Consider the following 22,928-nt stretch of genomic DNA (forward strand, 5'->3'; position numbering starts at 1 on the left):
CGGCTCACGATCTCGTTGCCGCGCAACGAAATCCGGAGCCCGGTGTCATACCAGGACGGTTCAGGACTGCCGGGTCTCGGCATAGGCCGCCAGGGCCGCGAGTTGCGCCGGATCGAGTGAGGGGCGGACGCGTTCCCGCGCCGTCGCCAGGTGGGCCGAGGTGACCTCGGTCGCCGCCAGTGACTCCCGCATTGCGGTGAGCGCCGCCTCCCGCACCAGCGCGGCGCAGTCGGCCGCCGAGTAGCCGTCCAGCTCCGCCGCGAGGGCGTCCAGGTCGACGTCCTCGGCCAGCGGGGTGTTCCTGGCCGACGACCGCAGGATCGCGGCGCGCGCGTCGGCGTCGGGCGGCGGGACGTAGACGAGGCGTTCCAGCCGGCCCGGTCGGAGCAGTGCGGGGTCGACCAGCTCCGGCCGGTTGGTCGCGCCGAGCACGACCACGTCCCGCATCGGCTGCACGCCGTCCAACTCGGTGAGCAGCGCGGCCACCACCCGGTCGGCGACCCCGGAGTCCGAGGACTGGCCCCTGCGCGGCGCGAGGGCGTCCACCTCGTCCAGAAAGACCAGGGTCGGCGCGGCCTGCGCCGCCCGGCGGAACAGCTCCCGCACGGCGCGCTCGGACTCGCCGACCCACTTGTCCAGCAGCTCCGCGCCCTTCACGGAGAGCACGTTGAGCCGGCCGCTGCCCGCCAGCGCGCGGACCAGGAACGTCTTGCCGCAGCCGGGCGGGCCGTAGAGGAGCACGCCGCGCGGCGGCTGGACGCCCAGCCGGGCGAAGGAGTCGGGGTACTGCAAGGGCCACAGGACGGCCTCGGTGAGCGACTGCTTCACCTCGCCCAGGTCGCCGACGTCGTCCAGGGTGAGTCCGCCGACCCGCAGAGTGTCCGAAGTGGACATCGAGATGGGGCGGACGGTGTCCAGCGCACCGAGCAGGTCCTCCTGCGCGATCCGGGGCTCGTCCTCGCGGTTACCGCCGTGGTGCCGCAGCGCGGCGCGCACCGCCGCCTCCCTGCGGAGCGCGACGAGGTCGGCAGCGACGAACCCGGGCGTCCGCTCCGCGACCGCCGTCAAGTCCACAGTGGACTTAACGGGGACGTCCCGCAGCAGGACGCGGAGGAGGTCGGCCCGCGTCGCGGTGTCCGGCAGCGCCAGCGTCAGCTCCCGGTCGACGAGGTCGGGGTCCCGCAGGCGGGAGTCGACCGCCTCGGGGTGCGCCGAGGTCGCGACCAGCGCCAACCCCGGCGTCGGCACCGCGGCCCGCAACGCGTCCAACGCGACGGTGGCCAGGGGAGGCGGCGACGACGCGGGCAGGAGGGCGTCCACATCGGACACCAGCAGCACGCAGGGCGTTCCCCGCCGGGCCGTGCCCACGGCCAGCTCGACGGCCTCGTGAACGCGTCGCGCCGCCGCGCCCGCCTCCAACGCCGCCACGCTGGGCGCGACCAGCTCCACGACCTCCGCGGCCACGCTGTGCGCCACCGACCGCGTCAGCGTGGCCTTGCCGACGCCGGACGGGCCGGTCACCAGCACGCCGAGCCGGGAGGCCGCGCCGAGCCGGGACAGCAGGTCGGGGTGGCGGAAGGCCAGGTCCAGCCACTCGCCCAGCCGCCGGGCCGCGTCCCGCGCGCCGACCAGGTCGGCGACCGCGGGCGGCTCCCCGGCCGGCGGGGGAGCTGGGGCCTCGGCCGGCGCGGGGACGGCGCCGCCCGGAGCGGTCGGCCCCGACGCCAACGCCGCCGTCGGCTCGCCGGTGCGGGCGCCGCCACGCCACTGCACCACCGTTGACGGCTGCACGGCCACCGGCCCCGCCGGGTCGGTCCCGGTCACCGTGATCAGCTCGTTGGTCCAGGTCAGGCCGATCGCGGCGGAGAGCCCGCGCCGGGCGGCCGACACGTCCGCGCCGGGTGGCGGCGCGAGGTCCTGGGGCAGCAGCGACACGGCGTCGCCGAGCGTGAGCACCTTGCCCGTCAGGGCCAGGCGCAGGGTCTCCGGCGGGACCGCCGTCATCGCCAGCCGGGAGCCGGAGACGGTGACCGTCCTGGCCGGCGCGACCGGCACGGGCGCGACGACGACCTCGGCGCCCTCCCGCAGCCCGAGGTTCGACAGCGTGACGTCGTCCAGGAGCACCACCCCGGGCTGGGCCGCCCGGTCGGCCGCCGCGGCCAGCGCCGCCGTCACCCGGCCGCCGGTCAGCCGGACCGCGTCCCACGCCCGCAGGCCGAGCGCGTCCAGCACCTCCGGGTGCAGCCGGACCACCCCGCGCCGGGTGTCCACTGCGGACGGTGAGAGCCGAGCGGTGAGCGTGATCTCCGGTTCCGCCACGCCGTGCAGCCTACGGAAGCCGACGGGGCGGGTCGCGCCGTGCGGTCCACGGCGCGACCCGCCCCGGGTCGGTGTCGAACGTCGGTGCCGAGCGGTGCCGAGCGGTGCTACTTCGAGGAGTCGTCCTTGCGCGCACCGCGGCCGCCGCCACGCGACAGGCGCACCCTGCGGAACGCCCCGGCCGCGACCCGGCCGCGCAACGCCGGCCGCACCGCGAGCCGCCGGCCGTGCTGCCGCCGGATGGCGCGCCGCTCCTTCGGCGGCACGTCCCACGCCTCCGGGTGCCGGGCCAACCAGCGGTGCCGGTAGATCGCGTAGGGCACGTGCCCCAGGTAGACCGCCATGGCGAGGATCAACGCGCCGAGCGGGTAGACGATCACCGCGGCGGCCAGCACGCCCACCAGCACGAGCAGCGGGGCCACCGCGCGCGGCGACACCTTGATCGTCTTGAGCGACAGCGTGGGCACCCGGCTGATCGCGAGCCCGGCGCAGGCGAGCATCCAGGCGGCCACCGCCGGCTCGGAGCTCCACCAGCCGTCACCGAACTGCAGCGCCGCCATCAACGGCATCAACGCCAGCAGGGCGGCGGCCGGCGCCGGCACCCCGACGAAGAACTCCTTGGCGAACGGCGGCTGGTCGGGGTCCACCAGCAGCGTGTTGAACCGCGCCAGGCGCAGGGTCATGCACACCGCGAAGACCAGGGCGACGACCCACCCGTAGTTGGGGGTGTCGTGCAGCCCCCACACGTAGAGCGTCAGCGCCGGCGCGACGCCGAAGGAGACGTTGTCCGACAGCGAGTCCAGCTCCGCGCCGATCTTGCTGGTGGCGTCCAGCAGCCGGGCGAGCCGGCCGTCGAGGCCGTCCAGCAGCGCGGCCACCGCCGTGGCGGCGATGGCCGCGTTGGGCTGCCCGCGCAGCGCGAACATGACGGCGGACAGGCCGGAGCACAACGCCAGGACGGTGATGGCGTTGGGCAGCAGCCGCACCCCGGGCGCGGTCCGCGCCATGGCTCAGCCCTCCGCCCGCGCCACGCCGTTCGACGGAAGCGCTGACGGGAGCTCGGCGAGCACGGTCTCGCCGCCGATCGTGCGCTGGCCGGCCTCGACCAGGACCCGGCTGCCGCGCGGGACGTAGAGGTCGACGCGCGAGCCGAACCGGATGAGGCCGTAGGTCGTGCCGGCCGTCACCTTGTCGCCGTCCTGGATGTGGCACACGATGCGGCGCGCCACCAGACCGGCGATCTGGACCACGGCGAGCTGGTGCGCGCCGTCGGCGGTGCGTAGCGCCACGGCGTTGCGCTCGTTGTCGTCGCTGGCCTTGTCCAGGTCGGCGGACAGGAACTTGCCGGGGCGGTAGGCGACGCGCTCGACGACCCCGTCCACCGGCACCCGCTGCACGTGCACGTCGAAGATCGACAGGAACACGCTGACCCTGGTCATCGGCTCGTCGCCCATGCCCAGCTCGGCGGGCGGCACGGCTTCGGCGACGTGCGACACGGTGCCGTCGGCGGGCGCCACCGCCACCCCGGGACGGGTGGGGGTCACCCGGCGCGGCTCGCGGAAGAACCACGCGCACCACGCGGTGACGAGGGCGCCGAGCACGCCCGCGGGGCGGGAGAACCGGCGCAGCAGCAGCGTGAGCACCGCCCCGGCGAGCACGAACGGCCGACCGGCCGGGTTCATCGGCGGGATCGTGGTGCGGGCGAGGTCGACCAGGTGGGCGAACGTGCCGGTCTTGCCGGCGCCGTGCTGGTGATCGGAGGTCATCGTCGTCGGCGTTCCTGGGGTCGGCGGAGCCCGGTCACGTAGCGGCCGGGCACGGCCACCCACGGTACGCCAATCGTGGAACGGGCCGGGAGTGGTGCCCCGAACACCGCTCCCGGCCCGTCGGCGGACCGTGCGCCCCCCGACGGCGGACGGTCCTTTTCCCCGACTGGTCCGTGTGTCCCCCGACGACGCACGGACCCGAACGCCCCTCCCGGTGCCCGGGTCACCCCGATCGGCCCTTGACACTGGACGAGGCGGACCTGCGTGAACCAGTTTCCGGCATTCGCGCCGACATGGGAAGAGATGACGGAACCGGGTTCGCCCGCTCGCGGGAATCAGTGTAATCCACGTCACACTCGGCTGGCGGCGGTTCCGGGCGGGGCGTCCGCGCCCGTCAACGGGTGGGGTGCCGACGCCCCGTCAGCAGCCGGAGCAGGGCCAACAGCACCACGGACCCGAGCACGGCGACCCCGAAGCTGGACAGGCTCCAGTCGAAGGACATCTCCCTGCCGGTGACCAGGGCGTACAGCAGACCGCCCAGCGCGGCCCCGACCACTCCCACCAGCACGCTGACCAGGCAGCCCTGGGGTCGGCGGTCCCGCCCGCCGACCACCACGTTGGCCGCCCAGCCCGCGAGCGCCCCGAACACGATCCACGAGAACAGCCCCATGCGACCCACGCTACGGGCCGGCGGCGACGGCGGTCGGCGCGCGCCGGGCGTCGCCGCCCCGCCCCGACCGGTCCCTCAGCGGTGCACCGGCTCCCGGCGGCGTTGCCGCACGTCCTCGACCTCCAGCCGGTCGCCCAGCAGCCGGGCCATGCCCTCCTGCGGGTCGCCGTCGTGCGCGGTGTCGGAGGCGCTGGTCAGCTCCAGCTCGTCGCCGCCGCGGAGCTGGAGCCAGACGTCCCACCCGGACTGGCGGTGGACCAGCCGGGCCCACTCGACGTCGTGCCCGCACACCCACCGCGCCCCCGGCCGGCGCCGCAGCTCCGGCAGCGGCTTCCTGGCGGGGGAGCCGGCCGGCAGGACCAGTAGTCCGCTGTCGTACACGCGCACGTCGTGCGGGTCGCCGTCGCACCGCACGCCGTTGGCGCTGGCCACCAGCTCCGGCTCGGGGGGCTCGGCCGGCCGGGCGGCGAAGTCCAGCGGGACGCCGATCCGCACCAGGTGCCGGTGCAGCTGCGGCACCAGTCCCGGGGTGCGCACCGCGGGACCGACCAGGCGCTCCACGTCCACCACCTGCCCGCTGGCCAGGCGCAGCCAGCACGGCCCGTCCCAGTTCAGCTCCGGCCGCGCCCGCCCCGTGCGGCACAGCGCGGCGGTCACCGCGCCGCCGAGCAGCTCGACGAGCAGCGCGTCGGAGGCCGCCGACACCTCGCCGGGGGCGAGGCCGGGGTCCAGCGCCGGCTTCACCAGCTCGCAGCCCAGACCGCGGTGCACGGCCAGCAGGACACCGGCGACCGTGGTCTGCGCCGCCCGGCCGTCCACCCGCACACCGCTGTCCAGCACCGCGCGGCTCAGCCGCCGCGCGGCGTCCTCCGCCTTCCGCACGACCGCCGCGCGCACGAGCTCCGGCCACGGCGCGCGGGGGCCCAGGTCGACCAGCAGTGCGTCCTCCAGCTCGGGAACGCTGCGGCCGGGCGAGGTGAGCAGCGACCACGCGGGCCGGTCGTCGGCCTCGGGCTCCTCGCCGCCGGCCGCCCGCATCGCCTCGATCCGCTCCCGCAGCGGGGCGTGCCGGTCGTGCGGGCCGGACGGCCCGGCGTCGAGCGCCTCGTCCTCCAGCTCGGCCCACTCCCGCTGCCGGCGGGGAGCCGACAGGTAGGACCGGAAACCGAGCAGCACGTCCGGGGTCCGCCGCGCGATCGGGGCCATGGCCAGGTACTGCTGGCCGTAGTCCGACCAGGCCCGCTCCAGCGCGGCCATCCGCCGGAAGGCGGCGCAGGCCGCCTCCACGCCGGCGGCCGCCACCGCGGCCTCGTCCGCCACCTGCTCCTGCCGCTGGTTCACCGGCGCGGCGACGGACAGGACGAGGTTGCCCCACGCCCGGAGCACCGGGCGCCGCCAGTCGCCCTCGCTGTCCGCGACGACCTGCTCCACGAGCGCGGTCGCCCGGTAGGCGACGGCGTGCGGCCGGCCCTCCCGGTCGCCGAGGTGGGCCAGCTCGTGGGCGAGCACGGCCCGCAGCTCGGCCACGGTCAGCCCGCCGAGCAGGGGCAGCCCCACCTCCAGGCACCGGTGCCCGGGGACCAGGCCCAGCACGGGGGCGTCCTCCCAGAACGCGATCCGCACCCCCGGCACCACCCGGAGCTCGTCCGGCGGACGCGAGCGCGCGATCCCGGCCAGCTCGTCGATCACCTCCCACAGCTCCGGCTGGGCGGCGCGGTCGACCACGTGCCCCCGCGCGCGGTGCCGCACGCGCAGCACCGGTGGGAGGAACAGGCCCACCGCCGTGCCCAGCAGCGCGGAGCACAGGAGCAGTTCGATCGCGGTCATGCCGATGTCGCCATCGGCCATCGCGTAGAGCGCCGCGCCGGCCAACCCGGCCGCGAGCACCGCCGCGCACGCGAAGAACCCGACGAGCACTGTGAGCGCGAGGACGGCGCGCCAGGGGGAGCGCAACGCCGCAGACCTCCGGTCCGGACTGTGACGAGGGGGAGTCGAGCACGGTCAGTCGATCAGACCGCCTGCCGAGTGTGCTTCCTGGGTGTTACCGACAGCAAGTCCCCAGATCAGCACAGTGAGCGCCGGCGGTCGGCCGCCGGCCGAACGGCCCCGGAGCGGCGTCGGACGCCCCGGGAGCACCGGATGTCGGCGCCGCGGCGGGCCGTGCCGGTTGTCAGAGGAGCAGGACGGTCACCTCGGAGCCGGCCGGCAGCTCGCTGACCTCCTCCGGGATCTCCAGCAGGCAGTTCGCCGTCGCCAGGGCGGACAGCAGGTGCGAGCCGGGGCCGCCGACCGGCGCGACCGTGACGGCGCCCGCGTCGTACCGGCCGCGGCGGTACTGCCGGCGCGCCGACGGCGACCGCAGCGACTCCACGAGTGTCGCCGTGCGGCGCGGCCGGTCCGGCTCCGCGAAGCCCATCGCCGCGCGCAGGGCGGGGCGCACGAAGACCTCGAACGACACCAGCGCGCTGACCGGGTTGCCCGGCAGCGCCACGACCGGCACGCCGGCGTAGCGGCCCAGGCCCTGCGGGCCGCCCGGCTGCACCGCCACCTTGTAGAACTCCACGCCGCGCCCGGACAGCGCGTCCTTGACCACCTCGTAGGCCCCGGCGCTCACCCCGCCCGAGGTCAGCACCAGGTCGACGGCGCCCAGCCGGGGGGCCAGCGCGGCGTGCAGCGCGGCGACGTCGTCGGGCACGAACCGGAGCAGCTCGGCCTCGCCGCCGGCGGCCCGCACCGCGCTGGCCAGCATCACGCCGTTGGACTCGTAGATCTGCCCGCCGAGCAGGGGGCGGCCCGGCTCGACCAGCTCCGACCCGGTGGACAGCACCAGCACCCTGGGCGGGCGGCGCACGGGCAGCTCCGCCGCGCCCACCGCCGAGGCCAGCCCGAGCTGGGCCGGCCCCAGCTCGACCCCGGCGGGCAGGACCACCGCGCCGGCCACGACGTCCTCCCCGGCCCGCCGGACGTGCGCGCCGGGCGACGGCGCGACGTCGACGCGGACGGTCGCGGTGCCCCGGTCGGTGTCCTCCACGGGCACGACCGCGTCCGCGCCCGGCGGCACCGGCGCGCCGGTCATGATCCGGTGCGCCGTGCCGGGACGCAGCGGCGGCGAGTCCGTGCGGCCCGCCGGCACGTCCTCGGCGACCGGCAGCGACACCGGGGTGTCCGGTGTGGCCGACGCCACGTCGGCCGCCCGGACCGCGTAGCCGTCCATCGCCGAGTTGTCGAAGGGCGGCAACGGGATCGGGGAGACCAGGTCCTCGGCCAGGGCCAGGCCCAGGCAGTCCGCGACCGGTCGACGCTCGACAGGGGGAGCGCCCAGCACCCCCGCCACCCGCGCCCGGTGTTCCGCCACGCTCACCGCTGGTCCGTGTGTCCGCTGCACGGGTGCATCCTGCCGCGCCCTGGGAACCGGCGGGCGGCCGTGCCAGACTGCGGACCCGGCGAGACCCGACACCCGTGAGAGGGAGGACGACGTGCAGGTCCGCACCCGCCACACCCCGTCGTTCGGCGTGGCCAGGCTGATGCTGGCGCCCGGCGAGCCGGTCCGTGTGGAGTCCGGCGCGATGATGGCCACCAGTTACGGGGTCGCGGTCGAGGCCCGCGCCCAGGGCGGTCTGTTCAAGTCGTTGGCGCGCGCCGCGCTCGGCGGCGAGTCGCTGTTCGTGTCCACCTACACCGCGCCGCCGCAGGGCGGCTGGGTCGACGTGGCCGCCAACCTGCCCGGCGACCTGCACGTGCTGGAGCTGGACGGGCGGGTCGGCTGGTGCCTCACCAGGGGATCGTGGCTGGCCTCCTCGGCGACGATCCAGCTCGAGACCCAGTGGGGTGGTTTCCGCAACCTCTTCGGGGGCGAGGGCGGGTTCCTCATGCACGCCGGGGGGCAGGGCACCGTCGTGGTCTCCTGCTACGGCGCGCTGGACGTCGTGGACCTGCAACCGGGCGAGTTCGTGACCATCGACACCGGGCACGTGGTGGCCTACGCGGAGACCGTCCAGTCGCGGCTGCGCACCATCAGCCAGGGCCTCACGCAGTCGCTGAAGAGCGGCGAGGGGCTGGTGTTCGACTTCGCCGGACCGGGGCAGGTGCTGACCCAGACGCGCAACCCGCGGGGGCTCGTCACCTGGTTGCAGGCCAACGGACTCGGCGCCCGCGGCTGACAGAAACCCGGCCCTTTCGGGCGCGCCCCGCGGAGTGGATCTCCGGTAGCGTGATCTCCGCTTGATGCGGCGCCCGGCGAGCGCCGTTGCACGATACCCAAGGAGGACGCCGTGGCTCAGGGCACGGTCAAGTGGTTCAACTCGGAGAAGGGCTACGGCTTCATCGCCCAGGACGATGGGCCGGACGTCTTCGTCCACTACTCGGCCATCGACATGCAGGGCTTCCGCACTCTCGCCGAGGGTGACCGGGTGGAGTACGAGGTGCAGTCCGGCCGCGACGGCCGTAGCCAGGCCTCCGCGGTCAAGCGGGTCTGAGCTCGCGCGGCGCCGCCTCCCGGCGGTCGTGCTCCGCGTGGTCCACGTTGTTCCCTGGTGGCCCGGTTCCCGGTGGCGGGACCGGGCCACCGGCGTGTCCGGGGCCCGACATGGCGTTTGCGGCGAACCGGCGACGGCGGCACCGGTCCGGACGTTAGGCTGCCGTCCGTGTCGGAGGACCTCACCGGGCGTCGTCTCGGCCACTACCGCATCGACGGCGTGCTCGGCCGCGGCGGCATGAGCGTGATGTACAAGGCCACCGACGTCCGACTGGGGCGCAAGGTCGCGCTGAAGGTCATCGGGGAGCACCTGACCGAGGACCCGGAGTTCCGCGAGCGGTTCGTGGACGAGGCCCGCAACACCTCGGCGATCGACCACTCGCACGTCGTCCCGCTGTACGACTTCGGCGAGATCGACGGGCTGCTCTACATCGCGATGCGGCTGGTCGACGGCTCCGACCTGGCCAGCCTGATCAAGGACGGCCCGCTGGTGCCGTCGCGCTCGCTGATCCTGCTCGGCCAGGTCGCCGACGCCCTGGACATGCTGCACGGGCGCGGCCTCGTGCACCTGGACGTCAAGCCGGCCAACGTGCTGGTGACCAGCCAGGAGGCCTCGGGCGAGCACGTCTACCTCGCCGACTTCGGCCTGACCCGGCGCGGCGCGACCGGCCACCGCACCCGCACCGGCGACTTCCTCGGCTCGCCGACCTACGCCGCGCCCGAGCACCTGCGGGGCGACCCCGTCGACGGCCGCACCGACCTGTACGCCCTGGCGTGCATGCTGTTCGCCTGCCTGACCGGGCGCCCGCCGTACCAGGGGCAGGTCCCCGAGGTGATCCAGGGACACCTGGGCAAGGACGTCCCCGTCGTCACCGGGCTGGTCGAGCTGCCCTCGGCCATCGACGACGTGCTGCGCCGCGGCATGGCCAAGGACCCGAACCAGCGCTACTCCACGTGCAGCGAGCTGGTCGCGGCGGCGAGGACCGCGCTGGCCCCGGTCGCGCGGTCCACCGCGCCGCCCGCGCGGCGCCAGCCGGGTGTCGCGGCGCAGCAGCACCCCTCGCAGCCCGTGCCGCGTCCCGCCCAGCCCACCGCGTACCCGGCGGCGCCGCCGGTGCCGTCCTACGGACCGCCCACGCCGCCCCCCGCCCCGGTCATGGCCCCGCAGCTCGGGCCGGCGCCGTCGGCAGAGCCGATGCGCCTGCGCCCGCCGATGCCGGTGCAGTCCGACGCGTTCCGGTCCAGGAACAGCGGGGGGAACCGCTGGCTGCTGCCGGTGCTGCTGGGTGTCGCCGCGCTGTCGGTCGTGGTGGTGCTGATCGTGGTCTTCACCGGTGGGGACGGGGACACCGGCGGTGGCGCCGGGGGGACCACGACCACCACCTCGCACGCGCCGACGTCGACCAAGAAGCCGTTGCCGACCAACGTCAAGACCGTCACCCAGACGCACTGAGCGCGTCGCTTGCACTCCCCGGCGGTGAGTGCTAAACACGGTTCTGGCACTCGGACCCACTGAGTGCCAGAGGTCGGGACGGTGAGGCCGAACCCCACGGGTCGGTCGTCCGTCGCGGGCACCGAGCCTGGCCGAGCACGTGTCATCCACCATCGGAGGACCACACCGCAATGGCCAAGATGATCGCGTTCGACGAGGACGCCCGCCGCGGTCTTGAGCGCGGCATGAACACCCTCGCCGACGCCGTCAAGGTGACGCTCGGCCCGAAGGGCCGCAACGTCGTGCTCGAGAAGAAGTGGGGCGCGCCGACCATCACCAACGACGGCGTCTCCATCGCCAAGGAGATCGAGCTCGAGGACCCGTGGGAGAAGATCGGGGCCGAGCTGGTCAAGGAGGTCGCGAAGAAGACCGACGACGTCGCCGGTGACGGCACCACCACCGCCACCGTGCTCGCCCAGGCGCTGGTGCGCGAGGGCCTGCGCAACGTGGCCGCCGGTGCCAACCCGATCGCCCTCAAGCGGGGCATCGAGAAGGCCGTCGAGGCCGTGGCGGAGCAGCTCCTGAAGACGGCCAAGGAGGTCGAGACCAAGGAGCAGATCGCCGCCACCGCGTCGATCTCCGCCGCCGACACCACCATCGGCGAGCTGATCGCCGAGGCGATGGACAAGGTCGGCAAGGAAGGTGTCATCACCGTCGAGGAGAGCAACGCCTTCGGCCTCGAGCTCGAGCTCACCGAGGGCATGCGCTTCGACAAGGGCTACATCTCGGGTTACTTCGTGACCGACGCCGAGCGCATGGAGGCGGTCCTGGAGGACCCGTACGTCCTGCTGCTCAGCTCGAAGATCTCCTCGGTCAAGGACCTGCTCCCGCTGCTGGAGAAGGTCATGCAGACCGGCAAGCCGCTGGCGATCATCGCCGAGGACGTCGAGGGCGAGGCCCTGGCCACCCTGGTCGTCAACAAGATCCGCGGCACCTTCAAGTCCGTCGCGGTGAAGGCCCCCGGCTTCGGCGACCGCCGCAAGGCGATGCTGCAGGACATGGCCATCCTGACCGGTGGCCAGGTCATCAGCGAGGAGGTCGGCCTCAAGCTGGAGAACGCCGACCTGTCGCTGCTGGGCAAGGCCCGCAAGGTCGTCGTCACCAAGGACGAGACCACCATCGTCGAGGGCGCGGGCGACACCGAGCAGATCGCCGGCCGGGTCAACGAGATCCGCGCCGAGATCGAGCGCTCGGACTCCGACTACGACCGCGAGAAGCTGCAGGAGCGGCTGGCCAAGCTGGCCGGCGGCGTCGCGGTGATCAAGGTCGGCGCGGCCACCGAGGTCGAGCTCAAGGAGCGCAAGCACCGCATCGAGGACGCGGTGCGCAACGCCAAGGCCGCCGTGGAGGAGGGCATCGTCGCCGGTGGCGGCGTGGCCCTGCTGCAGGCCGCCGAGAAGGCGTTCGCCGACCTGAAGCTGGACGGCGACGAGGCGACCGGCGCGAGCATCGTCAAGGTCGCCGTGGAGGCCCCGCTCAAGCAGATCGCCGTGAACGCCGGCCTCGAGGGCGGCGTCGTGGCCGAGAAGGTGAAGAACCTGCCCGCGGGCCAGGGTCTGGACGCCGCCACCGGCGAGTACAAGGACCTGGTCGGCGCCGGCATCATCGACCCGGCCAAGGTGACCCGCTCGGCGCTGCAGAACGCCGCGTCGATCGCGGCGCTGTTCCTCACCACCGAGGCCGTCGTCGCCGACAAGCCGGAGAAGGAGAAGGCCCCGGCCGCCCCGGGCGCCGGCGAGATGGACTTCTGATCCACTCTCGGACCTGATCCACTCAGTGGGGCCCCGACCGTCGAGGTCGGGGCCCCACTGTTTTCCCGGTTTCGCTCGGTTCCGGTCGGTTCCGGTCGGTCGCCGCCTGATCGGGGGAACCGCGGGGGCGCCGGCCGTCGACGGGCGTTTTCTGTCGGTGCCCCACGGCACGCTGGCGGGCGAGCCGTGGAGATCGGAAGACAACTACCCGGGGCTGTCCCGGGAACGCGTGCGTACTGGTCCAGGTTGTGTGGCGGAACCGCTGCGCTCACCCGTGCTGGCTGCGGGCGGCACGCTGGTCGGCGGGGGTCAGGCGCCGGCGCCCAGGCACAGGAAGGGGCGACGGAGCGGGTCCTCCGCGGTGGCCTCGGCCAGCGCGACCGCCGGCGGGGTGCCCCGCGCGAGCCGGCCGTGGTACGAGGCCATCGTGCTCGCGGCGGCGAGGTCGCCGACCTTGCTGACGGCCGCGACGACCGTGTGCGCGCCGCTGGCGAGCAGGGCGCCCGCGAAGCCGAGCGCCTCGTCGCCGGGGCGGATGCGGTTGAGCGCCAGCTCGCACGCGGCGAGCACGACGTGGGCCGGGGGTCGGCGCAGCCGCGCGGTCTCGTAGGCGAACAGCGGGCCGTCGATGAGCTCCAGGCGGGAGAACAACGCGTTCGCCGGCTCGTGCGCGCCGTGGGCGGCCAGGTGCGCCATGCGCGCCCCGTCCAGGGCGGAGAGCACCGCGCCCACCGTGGCCCGGCCGGCGTCGAACATCGCCGCGTTCGGGTAGGTGCCGCGCAGCTGGCCGACCTCGGCGACGCCGGCCGGCAGGCCGGGGCCGCCGACCAGCACCACGTCGTGACCCTGCTGGTCGAGGGTCTGGCCGGCGCACCGGGTCGCGTCGGGCTCCGGTGGGCACGCGGCGCGTCCGGCGTCCCGGGCGTCCTCCTGCTCGACCGGCGCGGGCTGTCCACCGCAGGCCGCCAGCCAGGCGGTCGCCGAGGGCACGACCGACAGCGGCCGCCCGCGCAGGGAGGGCAGCGCCGCCCAGGGCACGGCGTAGAACACCCCGGTCGGCACCAGCACGACCTCGCGGTCGCCCACCACCCCTTCGAGGGGGCGCAGCAACTGCTCGTCGAGCAGCTGCGCGCGGTGCCGGGCCGAGCCGGTGATCGTGCGCGCCAGCAGGTCGGGCAGCTTGTCCGGGGCCAGTGCGTTGAGGTCGGCGTGCAGCTCGCGGGCGAGTTCCGCGGCGGCCCGCGCGCTGCCCAGCCGCACCAGCCGGGCCCGCCCGGCCACCACGACCACCGCGACCAGGGAGTCGCCGGAGGCGGCCAGGCTGACCATCGCGCGCTCGCCCAGCCGCTCGGCCACGTCGCGGAACCGCGCGACCGGCCGCGGGCGGCCCCACTGGCCGCTGCGCCCACCCCGCCGCAACACCTCGCGGGCCACCGCGTTGTACCGGACCTCCAGCTCGTCGGTGGGCCGGCCCTCCAGCCGCGCCTGCTGGGTGGCGCGCCGCAGGTGCCGGGCCTCGGCCACCCGTTCGGCCAGCTCGGGGTCGTCGATCCTGGGCAGCGGCTCGTACCGGTACACCTGGGCGCGGGTCCGCTCCAGCCAGCCGAACAACCGGCGGGCGTCCACCCGCTCGCCGCCCTCCAGCAGCAGCCGGACCGCCAGCGCGGCCAGCTCCTTGCCGTGCACGGCGGTCCCGGACAGCAGCTCCAGCCCGCCCATCCGGTCCCGGAGCCGGTTCAGCTCGGCCAGCCCGCTGCCGGCCTCGGCCAGCGCCCGCCGGCTGTCGCCCCGGGCCACCGCCACCTCGGCCCGGCACAACCGCAACAACATGCGGTTGTCGACCGGGGTGATGCGGCGGGGCGAGGGCACCTCGCGCAGCACCTTCACCGCGCCGGAGACCGAGCCCCGCACCAGCCGGACCCGCACCGCGAGCATCCGCGCGACGGCGGACTCGTCGGTGAGCCCGAGCTCCGCCAGCCGGTCGGCGAGCTGCAACGCCCTGCCCGGCAGCCGCACCGGCGCGCGGAACCCGTCCAGCGCCTCCACGGTCTCCGCGCGCAGCCTGGTGAGCGCGGCGATCGCGGCCCACCGGCGGTTGCCGCGCCGGACCAGCCGGCGGTAGGCGGAGCCGGCGTACCGCCGGGCCTCCTCGGTGTCGCCCTCCAGCAGCGCCGAGGCGGCCCGGGTGATCTCGGCGTCGGCCAGGTCGATGCCCGCGGTGCCCTGGGCGCGCAGCCGGGGCAGCGCCTCGTCGAGGTGCCGGGCGGCCTCCTCGCCCAGGCCGGCGGTGAGCAGGGCGCGCGCCTGGTCGATGCGCAGCCTGGCGAGCATGCCGGAGTGCTCGGCCTGGTAGATGCGCTCGGTCTCCTCGTAGTGCCGCAGCGCCTGCGGCACGTCGCCGATCATGTGGGCGATGTCGCCGAGGTTGTGCTCGATCTTGGCCCGCACCACCCGCTCGCCCAGCTCCTCGGCCAGCGCGGAGGAGCGGCGCAGGTCGCGCCGGGCCGGGCCGATCCGGCTGGCGGTGAGGTGCATCCAGCCGCGGTTCATCAGCGTCCTGACCAGCACCACCGGCTCGCCCTCGCCGCCGGCCAGGCCGCGCTCCAGCAGCGGGATCGCCTCGTCGGCGGCCTCCACGGCCTGTTCGAGGCGGCCGGCCCTGGACAGGATCAGGGCCTCCTGCTGGCGCACCAACCCGTCGAGGGCGTCCCGGCGCGGCCCCGGCTCCAGCTCGGTGAGCAGCTTGTGCGCCCGCTCGGCGGCGGCCAGGCCGTTGGCGAGGGTGCTGGCCTCCGCCTCCGCGTAGGCCAGCGTGACCAGCACCCGCGCCCGGCTGGTGATGAGCTCCAGCCGCTCCTCGGCCGAACGCGGCGGGGCCACCTCGTCCAGCAGCCGCAGCGCCTGCCGGATGAGCTGCACGGCCTCCGTCGCCCGCAACTCCGACGCCCGGTCCCTGGCCTTCCGCCGGAGGATCGCGACGCGCCGCAGCACGTCGACCGGCTCAGCCGGGCGCCGGGGCCTGGGCATGCCGCCAGTCCGGAGCCTCGGGCTTGCCACGACCGCCATCCGAACACACCGAACGCCCGCTCGGCAGCCCTCCAATGGGGTAAACACGCGTCCGAACGGGTGGCACGCGAGCGACCGGGCGGCGTCGGTCGGAGTGTCCGAACGGCGACGCTTGCCCGGTCGTGTCCTGTCTCACCGGTTCGAGGCTAGAGCACCAGGGTCGGGGTGACGACCGTCCTGGCCGACCTCCCGTTGCCCGACAGGTGCACCAGGATCTGCGTGACCCCCCTGGGCACGTCCGGCAGCGCGAAGCGGCCGTTGGTGTCCGCGGTGGTCGTGCTCGACCCGTGCCCGTCGATGCGCACCTCCACGGTGTGCGGTCCCGGCGGGGCGAGCCAGCCGTCGATCCGGTACCCGCGTTGGGTGCGCAGGAAGCTCACCATCACCGTGAGGTCGTCGACCGTGAAGGTGACCGAACCCGGCTCGGCGCTGCTGCGGACCCCCGCCAGCGCCGAGCCGTGCTCCCAGCGGGCCACCTCCACGTCGAGGTACGACTCCAGGTCGATGGCGAACCGCACCCGGTCGAGCAGGCCGTCCGGCATCGGGTCGGCCCGTTCCAGCACCTGGGCGAGCTGGTCGAGCAGCTCGTCGTCGCTGGTCGAGTTCACCGCGATCCTCCTTCCGCGTCGAGCAGGGCGCGCAGCGAGTCCAGGCACCGACCCCTGGTCGGCCCGATGCTGCCCCTGGGCATACCCATCGCCTCGGCCACCGCCTCGTACCGGGCCCTGCCGGCGAGGACGGTGAGCCGGAGCAGGTCCTGGCACCGCTGCGGCAGGCGGCGGAACGCCGACCAGAGCCGGCGGTCGCGGTCGTCCCGGACGGCCTCCGCCTCCGGTTGGCCGTCGGCCGTCGGCACCTGGTCGAGCATCTCGGCGGGCGCCGCGCTGGCCCCGCTCCGCTCAGCGGAGCGGACCCGCACCGCCTCCCGCCGCGCGGTCGTGATCAACCACGCGGCGAGGGCGCGCGGCTCGGTGAGACGGTTGAGGTGACGCAGGAACGCCAGCCACACGGTCTGGACCACGTCCTCGGCGGCGGGACGGTTCAGTCCCTGGCCGCGGACCACGTGCCACACCAGCGGTGTCAGCTCGGAGACCAGCACGTGCAACGCCGCGCGGTCCCCCTCGCGGGCCGCGGTCAGACACACCGCGTGCCGCTCGGCGCCGTCCAGGCCTTCCCATGGCGGGTCGTCCGTGGTGGACAGGCTCATCTCCCTCATCTCCGCGACTCTGGTCACTGTGGCTCACTGGACCGGTCGATCGGACCGTCGGCCGGCCGTGCCCCGGAGGTGCTGGCCCCTCCCGTCGGGTCGGCGTAACGGTACGGCGGGAGGCCGCCGGCGGTCACCCACGGCACCGCGACGGACACGTTCACGGACAGGTTCACCAGTCCGCTGCCGGGCGCCCCGGCCTCGGCCGCGACGTGCTGCGGCGCCGGGCCGGACGGGTCCGTGGCGCCGATCCCGCCGCCCTGCCGGGCCGCGAAGCCGTTCGGCGACACGGCCTCGCGCTCGTTCTCCGGGAACGAGAGGGGCGGCGGCGACGGGTCGGTCGCCCCCTCCGGCCTGGCCAGGCCGGACGTCGGCTCGGAGTCGAGCGGCGCGACCAGCCCCTGGGTTGCGGCCATCGGCGTGGCGGTCGACGGGTCGGTCGCCCCGGTGGGCGTCAGGTGCTGCGGCGGCGGGCTGGACGGGTCGGTCGCGCCCGTGGGGCGGAGGCGGCCGGGGCCCGGGGGCAGCTGCGTCGGGTCGGGCTCCTCGCCGCGCACCGGAGGTGTGATCCGGGGTGTCGATGTTGTTGTCCCCGGTGGTGTCGTGAGGGTGTCGACGGCCGACGCGCCGAGCTCCTCCCGCGTGAACCCCTGCTGCCGGTTCTCCGGCGACGTGGGGTCCTCGCGGAGCGCGCGGTGCCCGCTGGTGCCTTCTCGATCCACGGTGTGCTCCTATCGGAGTACCGGGCCCCGGGGCAGGGCCCGTTTGCCAAACATGAGCCGTTATGACGCGAACGGATACCCTCGCTCACCTCAATGGGTGAGACGGATCACACAGTTACACAGTTTTCCTACTCTGCGCAGTCGATTCCGAAGATCTCTCCGGTTGTTGCGACGTTCGGAGTGGTCCTCTTGGTGACTGTCGGTACGCAGAGCACGCCCCGCGGCTCCGTGTCGTCGACGAAGGCGGTCGCGAGGTGCCCGCTGGCCCCTGGAGGCGGCGCCGACGTGGTAGCCGCGCGCGTCGGCGTGCGCGAAGTACAGGTGGCCTTCGGGTGGGTCGAGGTCGTCCCGCAGGTCGCCTCGGCGGTGCGGTGCGGTGCGGGGTGGCCGGCGGCGCGACGCCGGCGGACGCGCCGGCCATGAGAACGTCCGCGGCGGCGGCCGCGCGTGACGGGCTCGCGAGCCGGGCGAGTGCGGCCCGGAACGGTTCGGCGGCCCGGAATTCTGGTCGTCGGGCACGGTGTGTCCTCCCCCAGCGCGCTGGTGTCGCGTGGAGGTCGGGACGGTCCCCGTTCCCCACGCGGCACAGCTCCCCCAGTGCCCTGTTCGGAGTGGCGAACGGCCCACCAGATACGTCCGGGCGCGAAATCTCCGGGGAACGCGGGGCGCGGTGTCATGCCCGCGGGTGACGTGGGGGACGAGGGCTGGGCCGCCGGCCGGTTCGCACCGTATGGTCTAGACCATGTCAGGAACTGCGGGTGCGCCGCTGCTGGAGGTCATCGCGCTGGACGCGGCGGACGCCGTGGCCGCCCAGGAGGGCGGCGCGGACCGGTTGGAGCTGGTCGCCGAGATGGCGTCCGACGGGCTCACCCCCACCACCGGCACCGTGCGGGAGGTGCTGTCCAGCACGGACCTGCCGGTCCGGGTGATGCTGCGGGACGCGGCCGGGTTCCTCCCCGCCGACCTCGACGGCCTGCGGCGCACGGCGGCCGAGCTGCGGGACGCGGGCGCGGAGGAGTTCGTGCTCGGGTTCCTGGACGGGGGCGGCGCGGTCGACGTCGCCGCCTGCGCCGCGGTGCTGGCCGAGCTGGCGGGCTGCCGCTGGACCTTCCACCGGGCGCTGGACCACGCCAGCGACCCGGACGCCGCCTGGACCGCCGCCGTCGACCTCGGCTGCGACGCCGTGCTGACGGCCGGCAGCCCGAGGGGGGTCGAGGCCGGGATCGACGCCCTCCTCGACCGGGCGGCCCGGCCGAGGAACGGGGTGGAGCTGCTGGTCGGCGGGGGGCTGCGGACCGAGCACGTGGCCCCGCTGCGCCTGGCCGGCGTGCGGGGCTTCCACGTGGGCGGGATGGTGCGCGTCGGGGGCTGGGACACCCCGGTCGACGTGGCCAAGGTTGCGTCGCTTCGGGCGATGATCAAGCCGGCGGTTCCCGCGTAGCCTCCGGGAATGAGCAAGTTTTCCCCGGGAATCAGCCCTGAGTTGCACGAGTACCTGCGCGCCCACAGCACGCAGCCGGACGCGTTGCTGCGGGACCTCGCCGAGGAGACCGCGCGGCGGCTGCCCGAGCGGTTCGAGATGCAGATCGCGCCGGAGCAGGGCACCTTCCTCACCCTGCTGACGCGGTTGCTCGACGTCCGCTTCGCCGTCGAGGTCGGCACGTTCACCGGCTACTCGTCGATCTGCATCGCCCGCGGGCTGGCTCCCGGTGGGCGGTTGCTCTGCTGCGACGTCAGCGAGGAGTTCACCGACGTCGCCCGGCGCTTCTGGAGCAAGGACGGGCTGGACGACCGGGTGGAGCTGCGGCTGGCGCCGGCCGTGGAGACGCTGCGCGCGCTCCCGGCCGAGCCGGCGATCGACCTGTCGTTCATCGACGCCGACAAGACCGGCTACGTCGCCTACTGGGAGGAGATCGTGCCCCGCACGCGGCAGGGCGGCGTGATCCTGGTGGACAACGTGTTCTCCGCCGGCCGGGTCCTGCAGGCCGAGCCCGAGGACGAGGTGGTCCGGGCCATCCAGGAGTTCAACGAGCACGCCCTCGCCGACAGCCGGGTCGAGCTGGTCGTGCTCCCGATCGCGGACGGGCTGACGGTGGCCCGCAAGCTCTGAGCGACCGCTGACCCACCCCGCACGAACGATGCCCCGGGCACCTACCGCCCGGGGCATCGCGCGTTTCCGGCCCACCCGTGCGGCCACTGCCCCGACGTCGGGGCGCGGGAACCGGGCGGACGGGTCGAGAACCCAGTAGTTCGGAAACGGCAGTAGTTCGGAAACGAGGTGGATCGGAAACGCGGTGGTTCAGACCTTGTGGTGGCGGCCACACGACACCTACGATCGCCATCCGTTGCCTAGAACGAAACATGCGTTGCACATCATGCAACGGAGGTGAAGATGCGGATCGGACGAGGGCTGGCCGCCGCCACGGCGGCCGTGATAGGCGCGGTCGTCGCGGTCGGGTGCGCTCCGGTGCAGGCGAGGCCGGACGCGGACGCCGGCGACAGCACCACGGGAACGCTGCGGGTCTGGCTGTTCGACGAGGCCACCCGCGCTCCCAAGGAGGCCGTGGTGCGGGAGGCGGCCGCCGAGTTCGAGGCCGCCCACTCCGGCGTCCGGGTCGAGGTGCAGTACGTGCAGGTCGACAGCCGGGCCGAGCGGTTCAAGGCCGCGTTCAACGACCCGAAGAGCGCGCCGGACGTCGCCGAGTTCGGCAACACCGACCTCGCCGGCTACGTCGCCGCCGGCGGGTTCGCCGACCTGGGCGCCGACCTCCGCTCGTGGGCGGACGCCAGGGACATCACCCCGTCGGTCCTGGACACGGCGAAGGTGGACGGCAGGACCTACGGCGTGCCGTGGTTCGTGGGCATCAGGGCGCTCTACTACCGCACCGACCTCTTCGAGGAGCTCGGGCTGCGCCCGCCGCGCACCACCGCGGAGCTGGTGACCACCGCGCGGCGGATCAGGGAGCTCCGCCCGGAGCTCTACGGGATCTCCGTCGGCGGCAAGTACACCTACGCGATGCTGCCGTTCCTCTGGGCGGCCGGCGGCGACCTGGCCCGCAGGGACGGCGCCGCCTGGGTGTCCACTGTGGACGACGAGCGGGCGCGGGCCGGCATGTCCCGCTACGCCGAGCTCCTGCGGGACGACGTGTGCCCGCCCGCGCAGTGCGCGCAGATGACCGGCTCCTCCTCCGTGCAGGCGTTCGCCGCCGGCAAGTCCGCGATGACGATCGGCGGCGACTTCAACCGCAGGGCCGTCGACGCGGGCGTCGCGGCCGGCAGGTACGCCGTGGTCCCGCTGCCCGGCGAGCAGGAGGGTTCGATCGCGCCCGCGTTCGCCGGCGGCAACCTGCTCGGCGTCCTGCGCTCGACCCAGCACCGGACGCTGGCCGTGCGGTTCACGGAACTGCTGGCGGGCAAGAAGTACCAGCGGAAGATGTTCGACGCCATGGGGAACCTGCCCACCTTCACCGACCTCCAGCGCGCGGTCGCCGAGGGGCAGGAGTTCCAGCGCCCGTTCGTGACGACGTTGACGGCCGGCACGCGGTTCGTCCCCGCCACCCCGACCTGGGCCAAGATCGACGCGCAGAACGTGCTGCCCACGGCGGTGCAGGAGATCGCGACCGGCGCGAAGCCGGCGCCCGAGGCGACCAGGGCGGCGGCGGAACGCATGAACGCCGCCTTCCGGTCCTGACCAGGGCGGAGTGGAGATGACCACGCGTCGCGGCGACGCGCTCGCCGCCATCCGTTACCTCGCCCCCGCCGCGCTGGTGCTGGCGGGGCTGCTGGGCTACCCGATCTACCAGCTCGTCCTGATCTCCTTCTACGACTACGGCCAGGAACAGGCCAGCGGCGGCGCACCGCTGACGTTCATCGGGACGGAGAACTACCGGCGCCTGTTCTCCGACGGCCAGTTCTGGGCGGTGCTCGGGCAGACCACGGCCTTCGCCGCGGTGTGCGTGGTGGGCACGCTGCTCGTCGGCGGCGCGCTCGCGGTGCTGGCCACCCGGGTGCGGGCGGTGCCCCGCTCGCTGCTGTTCCTCGCCGCGCTCGGCGCGTGGGCCACGCCCGCCGTCGCCGGGTCGACGATCTGGCTGTTCCTGTTCGACGCCGACCTCGGCCTGGTCAACGAGGTCCTCTCCGGCCTCGGTATCCACGGCATGTCCGGGTACTCCTGGACCTACGACAGGTACATGGCGTTCGCGCTGGTCGCCGCCGAGGTGATCTGGTGCTCGTTCCCGTTCGTCATGGTCACCCTCTACGCCGGCATCCGGGCGATCCCGGCCGAGGTGCTGGAGGCGGCGCGGCTGGACGGGGCGTCGACGTGGCGGACCGTGCGCAGCGTGATCCTGCCGCTGCTGCGGCCGCTGCTGGCCGTGGCCACGATCCAGTCGATCATCTGGGACTTCAAGCTGTTCACCCAGATCTACGTGATGACCGGCGGCGGGGGCGTGGCCGGGCAGAACCTGGTGCTCAACGTGTACGCCTACCAACAGGCGTTCGCCGCGTCGGACTACGGGCTGGGCTCGGCGATCGGCGTGGTGATGACCGTGCTGCTGCTCGTCGTCACCCTGTTCTACCTCCGAGCCCTGCGCCGCGGTGGGGAGGAGCTGGCATGAGGTGGTTGCGTCGTCCCGGCCGCGCGGTGGCCGAGGTGCTGACGGTGGTGATCGCCGGCGTCGTCGCGTTCCCGCTGTACTGGATGCTGCTGACCGCCCTCAAACCCGAGGGCGAGGTGCTGGCGGCGAACCCGCGCCCGTGGACCCTCGCGCCCACGTGGGAGAACTTCCACCGGGTGCTCACCGTCTCCGGGTTCGGGCGGTTCTTCCTCAACAGCGTGATCGTGGCGGTCGTGGTGGTCGCGCTGTCGCTGGCGCTGTCGTTCCTCGCCGCGGTGGCGCTGACCAGGTTCCGGTTCCGCGGTCGGACGGTCCTGCTCGTGATGCTGCTCGTGGCGCAGATGGTCCCGGTCGAGGCGTTGACCATCCCGCTGTTCTTCGTGATGCGCGTCGTGGGCCAGACCGTTCCGGTGCTGGGCCTGAACCACCTGGGCTCCCTGGTGCTGGTGCACCTGGCCTTCAGCCTGCCGTTCGCGATCTGGATGCTGCGCGGGTTCGTGGCCGCGGTGCCCGTCGAGCTGGAGGAGGCGGCGGCGCTGGACGGCGCCAGCCGCTTCCGCTTCACCTGGCAGGTGCTGTTCCCGGTGGTCGCCCCCGGCCTGGTGGCGACCAGCGTGCTGTCCTTCATGCACGCGTGGAACGACTTCCTGTTCGCCAAGACCTTCGTCACCGTGGAGGAGGTCCAGACGCTGCCGCTGGCCATCCTCGTGTTCTTCAAGCCGGACCAGAACGACTGGGGCGCGATCATGGCCGGATCCACCCTGATGACCGTCCCGGTGCTGGTGTTCTTCGTCCTCGTCCAACGCCGCCTGGTGTCCGGGCTGGCCGGAGCCGTGAAGGGTTGA

The 22,928-nt window shown here is 74.3% G+C and carries 19 protein-coding genes; 9 read left to right on the top strand and 10 right to left on the bottom strand.

Features of this window, described 5'->3' with window-relative positions; all coding sequences use genetic code 11:
- Nucleotides 1-60 precede the first annotated feature (60 nt).
- The 6 genes from BUE43_RS05240 to moeA form a co-directional block, all read right to left on the bottom strand.
- The gene (locus tag BUE43_RS05240) at nt 61-2,319 is read right to left on the bottom strand and encodes an AAA family ATPase (protein WP_073480076.1); all 2,259 of its coding nucleotides are present in this window, start codon (nt 2,317-2,319) and stop codon (nt 61-63) included.
- Between the two features lie 107 nt (nt 2,320-2,426).
- Entirely contained in the window at nt 2,427-3,326 is a 900-nt protein-coding gene (locus tag BUE43_RS05245) for a CDP-alcohol phosphatidyltransferase family protein (RefSeq protein ID WP_073480077.1), read from the bottom strand.
- Between the two features lie 3 nt (nt 3,327-3,329).
- Nucleotides 3,330-4,085, bottom strand: coding sequence for a phosphatidylserine decarboxylase (locus BUE43_RS05250; protein ID WP_073480078.1), 756 nt, complete (start codon nt 4,083-4,085; stop codon nt 3,330-3,332).
- 394 nt (nt 4,086-4,479) lie between these two features.
- Nucleotides 4,480-4,755, bottom strand: coding sequence for a GlsB/YeaQ/YmgE family stress response membrane protein (locus BUE43_RS05255; protein ID WP_073480079.1), 276 nt, complete (start codon nt 4,753-4,755; stop codon nt 4,480-4,482).
- 75 nt (nt 4,756-4,830) lie between these two features.
- A complete protein-coding gene (locus BUE43_RS05260) occupies nt 4,831-6,708 on the bottom strand; it encodes a M48 family metallopeptidase (RefSeq protein WP_073480080.1) in 1,878 nt (625 codons plus the stop codon).
- Nucleotides 6,709-6,925: 217 nt separating this feature from the next.
- The gene (gene moeA, locus BUE43_RS05265) at nt 6,926-8,116 is read right to left on the bottom strand and encodes a molybdopterin molybdotransferase MoeA (protein WP_073480081.1); all 1,191 of its coding nucleotides are present in this window, start codon (nt 8,114-8,116) and stop codon (nt 6,926-6,928) included.
- 115 nt (nt 8,117-8,231) lie between these two features.
- Between moeA and BUE43_RS05270 the strand changes: the two genes are divergently transcribed.
- The 4 genes from BUE43_RS05270 (at nt 8,232) to groL (ending at nt 12,472) form a co-directional block, all read left to right on the top strand.
- A complete protein-coding gene (locus BUE43_RS05270; RefSeq protein ID WP_073480082.1) occupies nt 8,232-8,915 on the top strand; it encodes a TIGR00266 family protein in 684 nt (227 codons plus the stop codon).
- A 111-nt stretch (nt 8,916-9,026) separates the two neighbouring features.
- The gene (locus BUE43_RS05275; RefSeq protein WP_073480083.1) at nt 9,027-9,230 is read left to right on the top strand and encodes a cold-shock protein; all 204 of its coding nucleotides are present in this window, start codon (nt 9,027-9,029) and stop codon (nt 9,228-9,230) included.
- Nucleotides 9,231-9,398: 168 nt separating this feature from the next.
- Complete coding sequence (locus tag BUE43_RS05280) at nt 9,399-10,682, top strand: serine/threonine-protein kinase (RefSeq protein ID WP_073480317.1); 1,284 nt, start codon at nt 9,399-9,401, stop codon at nt 10,680-10,682.
- Between the two features lie 170 nt (nt 10,683-10,852).
- Complete coding sequence (groL, locus tag BUE43_RS05285; protein WP_073480084.1) at nt 10,853-12,472, top strand: chaperonin GroEL; 1,620 nt, start codon at nt 10,853-10,855, stop codon at nt 12,470-12,472.
- A 309-nt stretch (nt 12,473-12,781) separates the two neighbouring features.
- On the opposite strand, the gene BUE43_RS05290 is transcribed toward groL, so the two are convergent.
- The 4 genes from BUE43_RS05290 to BUE43_RS05305 form a co-directional block, all read right to left on the bottom strand.
- Nucleotides 12,782-15,499 carry a CHAT domain-containing protein gene (locus BUE43_RS05290; protein ID WP_073480085.1) on the bottom strand — a complete coding sequence of 906 codons (2,718 nt, stop codon included), beginning with the start codon at nt 15,497-15,499 and terminating at the stop codon, nt 12,782-12,784.
- 185 nt (nt 15,500-15,684) lie between these two features.
- Complete coding sequence (locus BUE43_RS05295) at nt 15,685-16,146, bottom strand: carboxypeptidase regulatory-like domain-containing protein (RefSeq protein WP_234995538.1); 462 nt, start codon at nt 16,144-16,146, stop codon at nt 15,685-15,687.
- Entirely contained in the window at nt 16,143-16,754 is a 612-nt protein-coding gene (locus tag BUE43_RS05300) for an RNA polymerase sigma factor (protein WP_234995539.1), read from the bottom strand. The genes BUE43_RS05295 and BUE43_RS05300 overlap by 4 nt, the downstream gene beginning before the upstream one ends.
- 14 nt (nt 16,755-16,768) lie before the next feature.
- The gene (locus BUE43_RS05305; protein WP_143173938.1) at nt 16,769-17,467 is read right to left on the bottom strand and encodes a hypothetical protein; all 699 of its coding nucleotides are present in this window, start codon (nt 17,465-17,467) and stop codon (nt 16,769-16,771) included.
- Between the two features lie 742 nt (nt 17,468-18,209).
- Between BUE43_RS05305 and BUE43_RS05310 the strand changes: the two genes are divergently transcribed.
- The 5 genes from BUE43_RS05310 to BUE43_RS05330 all read left to right on the top strand — a co-directional run bounded on the left by BUE43_RS05310 (nt 18,210) and on the right by BUE43_RS05330 (nt 22,928).
- Entirely contained in the window at nt 18,210-18,908 is a 699-nt protein-coding gene (locus tag BUE43_RS05310) for a copper homeostasis protein CutC (protein WP_073480088.1), read from the top strand.
- 9 nt (nt 18,909-18,917) lie between these two features.
- Nucleotides 18,918-19,577 carry an O-methyltransferase gene (locus BUE43_RS05315; protein ID WP_073480089.1) on the top strand — a complete coding sequence of 220 codons (660 nt, stop codon included), beginning with the start codon at nt 18,918-18,920 and terminating at the stop codon, nt 19,575-19,577.
- A gap of 282 nt (nt 19,578-19,859) precedes the next feature.
- A complete protein-coding gene (locus tag BUE43_RS05320) occupies nt 19,860-21,158 on the top strand; it encodes an extracellular solute-binding protein (protein WP_073480319.1) in 1,299 nt (432 codons plus the stop codon).
- 16 nt (nt 21,159-21,174) lie between these two features.
- Entirely contained in the window at nt 21,175-22,083 is a 909-nt protein-coding gene (locus BUE43_RS05325) for a carbohydrate ABC transporter permease (protein WP_073480090.1), read from the top strand.
- Nucleotides 22,080-22,928: a carbohydrate ABC transporter permease gene (locus BUE43_RS05330; protein WP_143173939.1), complete on the top strand. Its 849-nt coding sequence runs from the start codon at nt 22,080-22,082 to the stop codon at nt 22,926-22,928. Before BUE43_RS05325 ends, BUE43_RS05330 begins: the two co-directional genes overlap by 4 nt.

It is taken from the genome of Streptoalloteichus hindustanus, from assembly GCF_900129375.1.
GTDB lineage: Bacteria > Actinomycetota > Actinomycetes > Mycobacteriales > Pseudonocardiaceae > Streptoalloteichus > Streptoalloteichus hindustanus.

Coding starts and splice junctions, on each gene's coding strand:
- BUE43_RS05245 (WP_073480077.1), bottom strand. CDS start 3,326: ATGGCGCGGACCGCGCCCGGGGTGCGGCTGCTGCCCAACGCCATCACC.
- BUE43_RS05250 (WP_073480078.1), bottom strand. CDS start 4,085: ATGACCTCCGATCACCAGCACGGCGCCGGCAAGACCGGCACGTTCGCC.
- BUE43_RS05255 (WP_073480079.1), bottom strand. CDS start 4,755: ATGGGGCTGTTCTCGTGGATCGTGTTCGGGGCGCTCGCGGGCTGGGCG.
- groL (WP_073480084.1), top strand. CDS start 10,853: ATGGCCAAGATGATCGCGTTCGACGAGGACGCCCGCCGCGGTCTTGAG.
- BUE43_RS05290 (WP_073480085.1), bottom strand. CDS start 15,499: ATGCCCAGGCCCCGGCGCCCGGCTGAGCCGGTCGACGTGCTGCGGCGC.
- BUE43_RS05300 (WP_234995539.1), bottom strand. CDS start 16,754: ATGAGGGAGATGAGCCTGTCCACCACGGACGACCCGCCATGGGAAGGC.
- BUE43_RS05310 (WP_073480088.1), top strand. CDS start 18,210: ATGTCAGGAACTGCGGGTGCGCCGCTGCTGGAGGTCATCGCGCTGGAC.
- BUE43_RS05315 (WP_073480089.1), top strand. CDS start 18,918: ATGAGCAAGTTTTCCCCGGGAATCAGCCCTGAGTTGCACGAGTACCTG.
- BUE43_RS05320 (WP_073480319.1), top strand. CDS start 19,860: ATGCGGATCGGACGAGGGCTGGCCGCCGCCACGGCGGCCGTGATAGGC.
- BUE43_RS05325 (WP_073480090.1), top strand. CDS start 21,175: ATGACCACGCGTCGCGGCGACGCGCTCGCCGCCATCCGTTACCTCGCC.
- BUE43_RS05330 (WP_143173939.1), top strand. CDS start 22,080: ATGAGGTGGTTGCGTCGTCCCGGCCGCGCGGTGGCCGAGGTGCTGACG.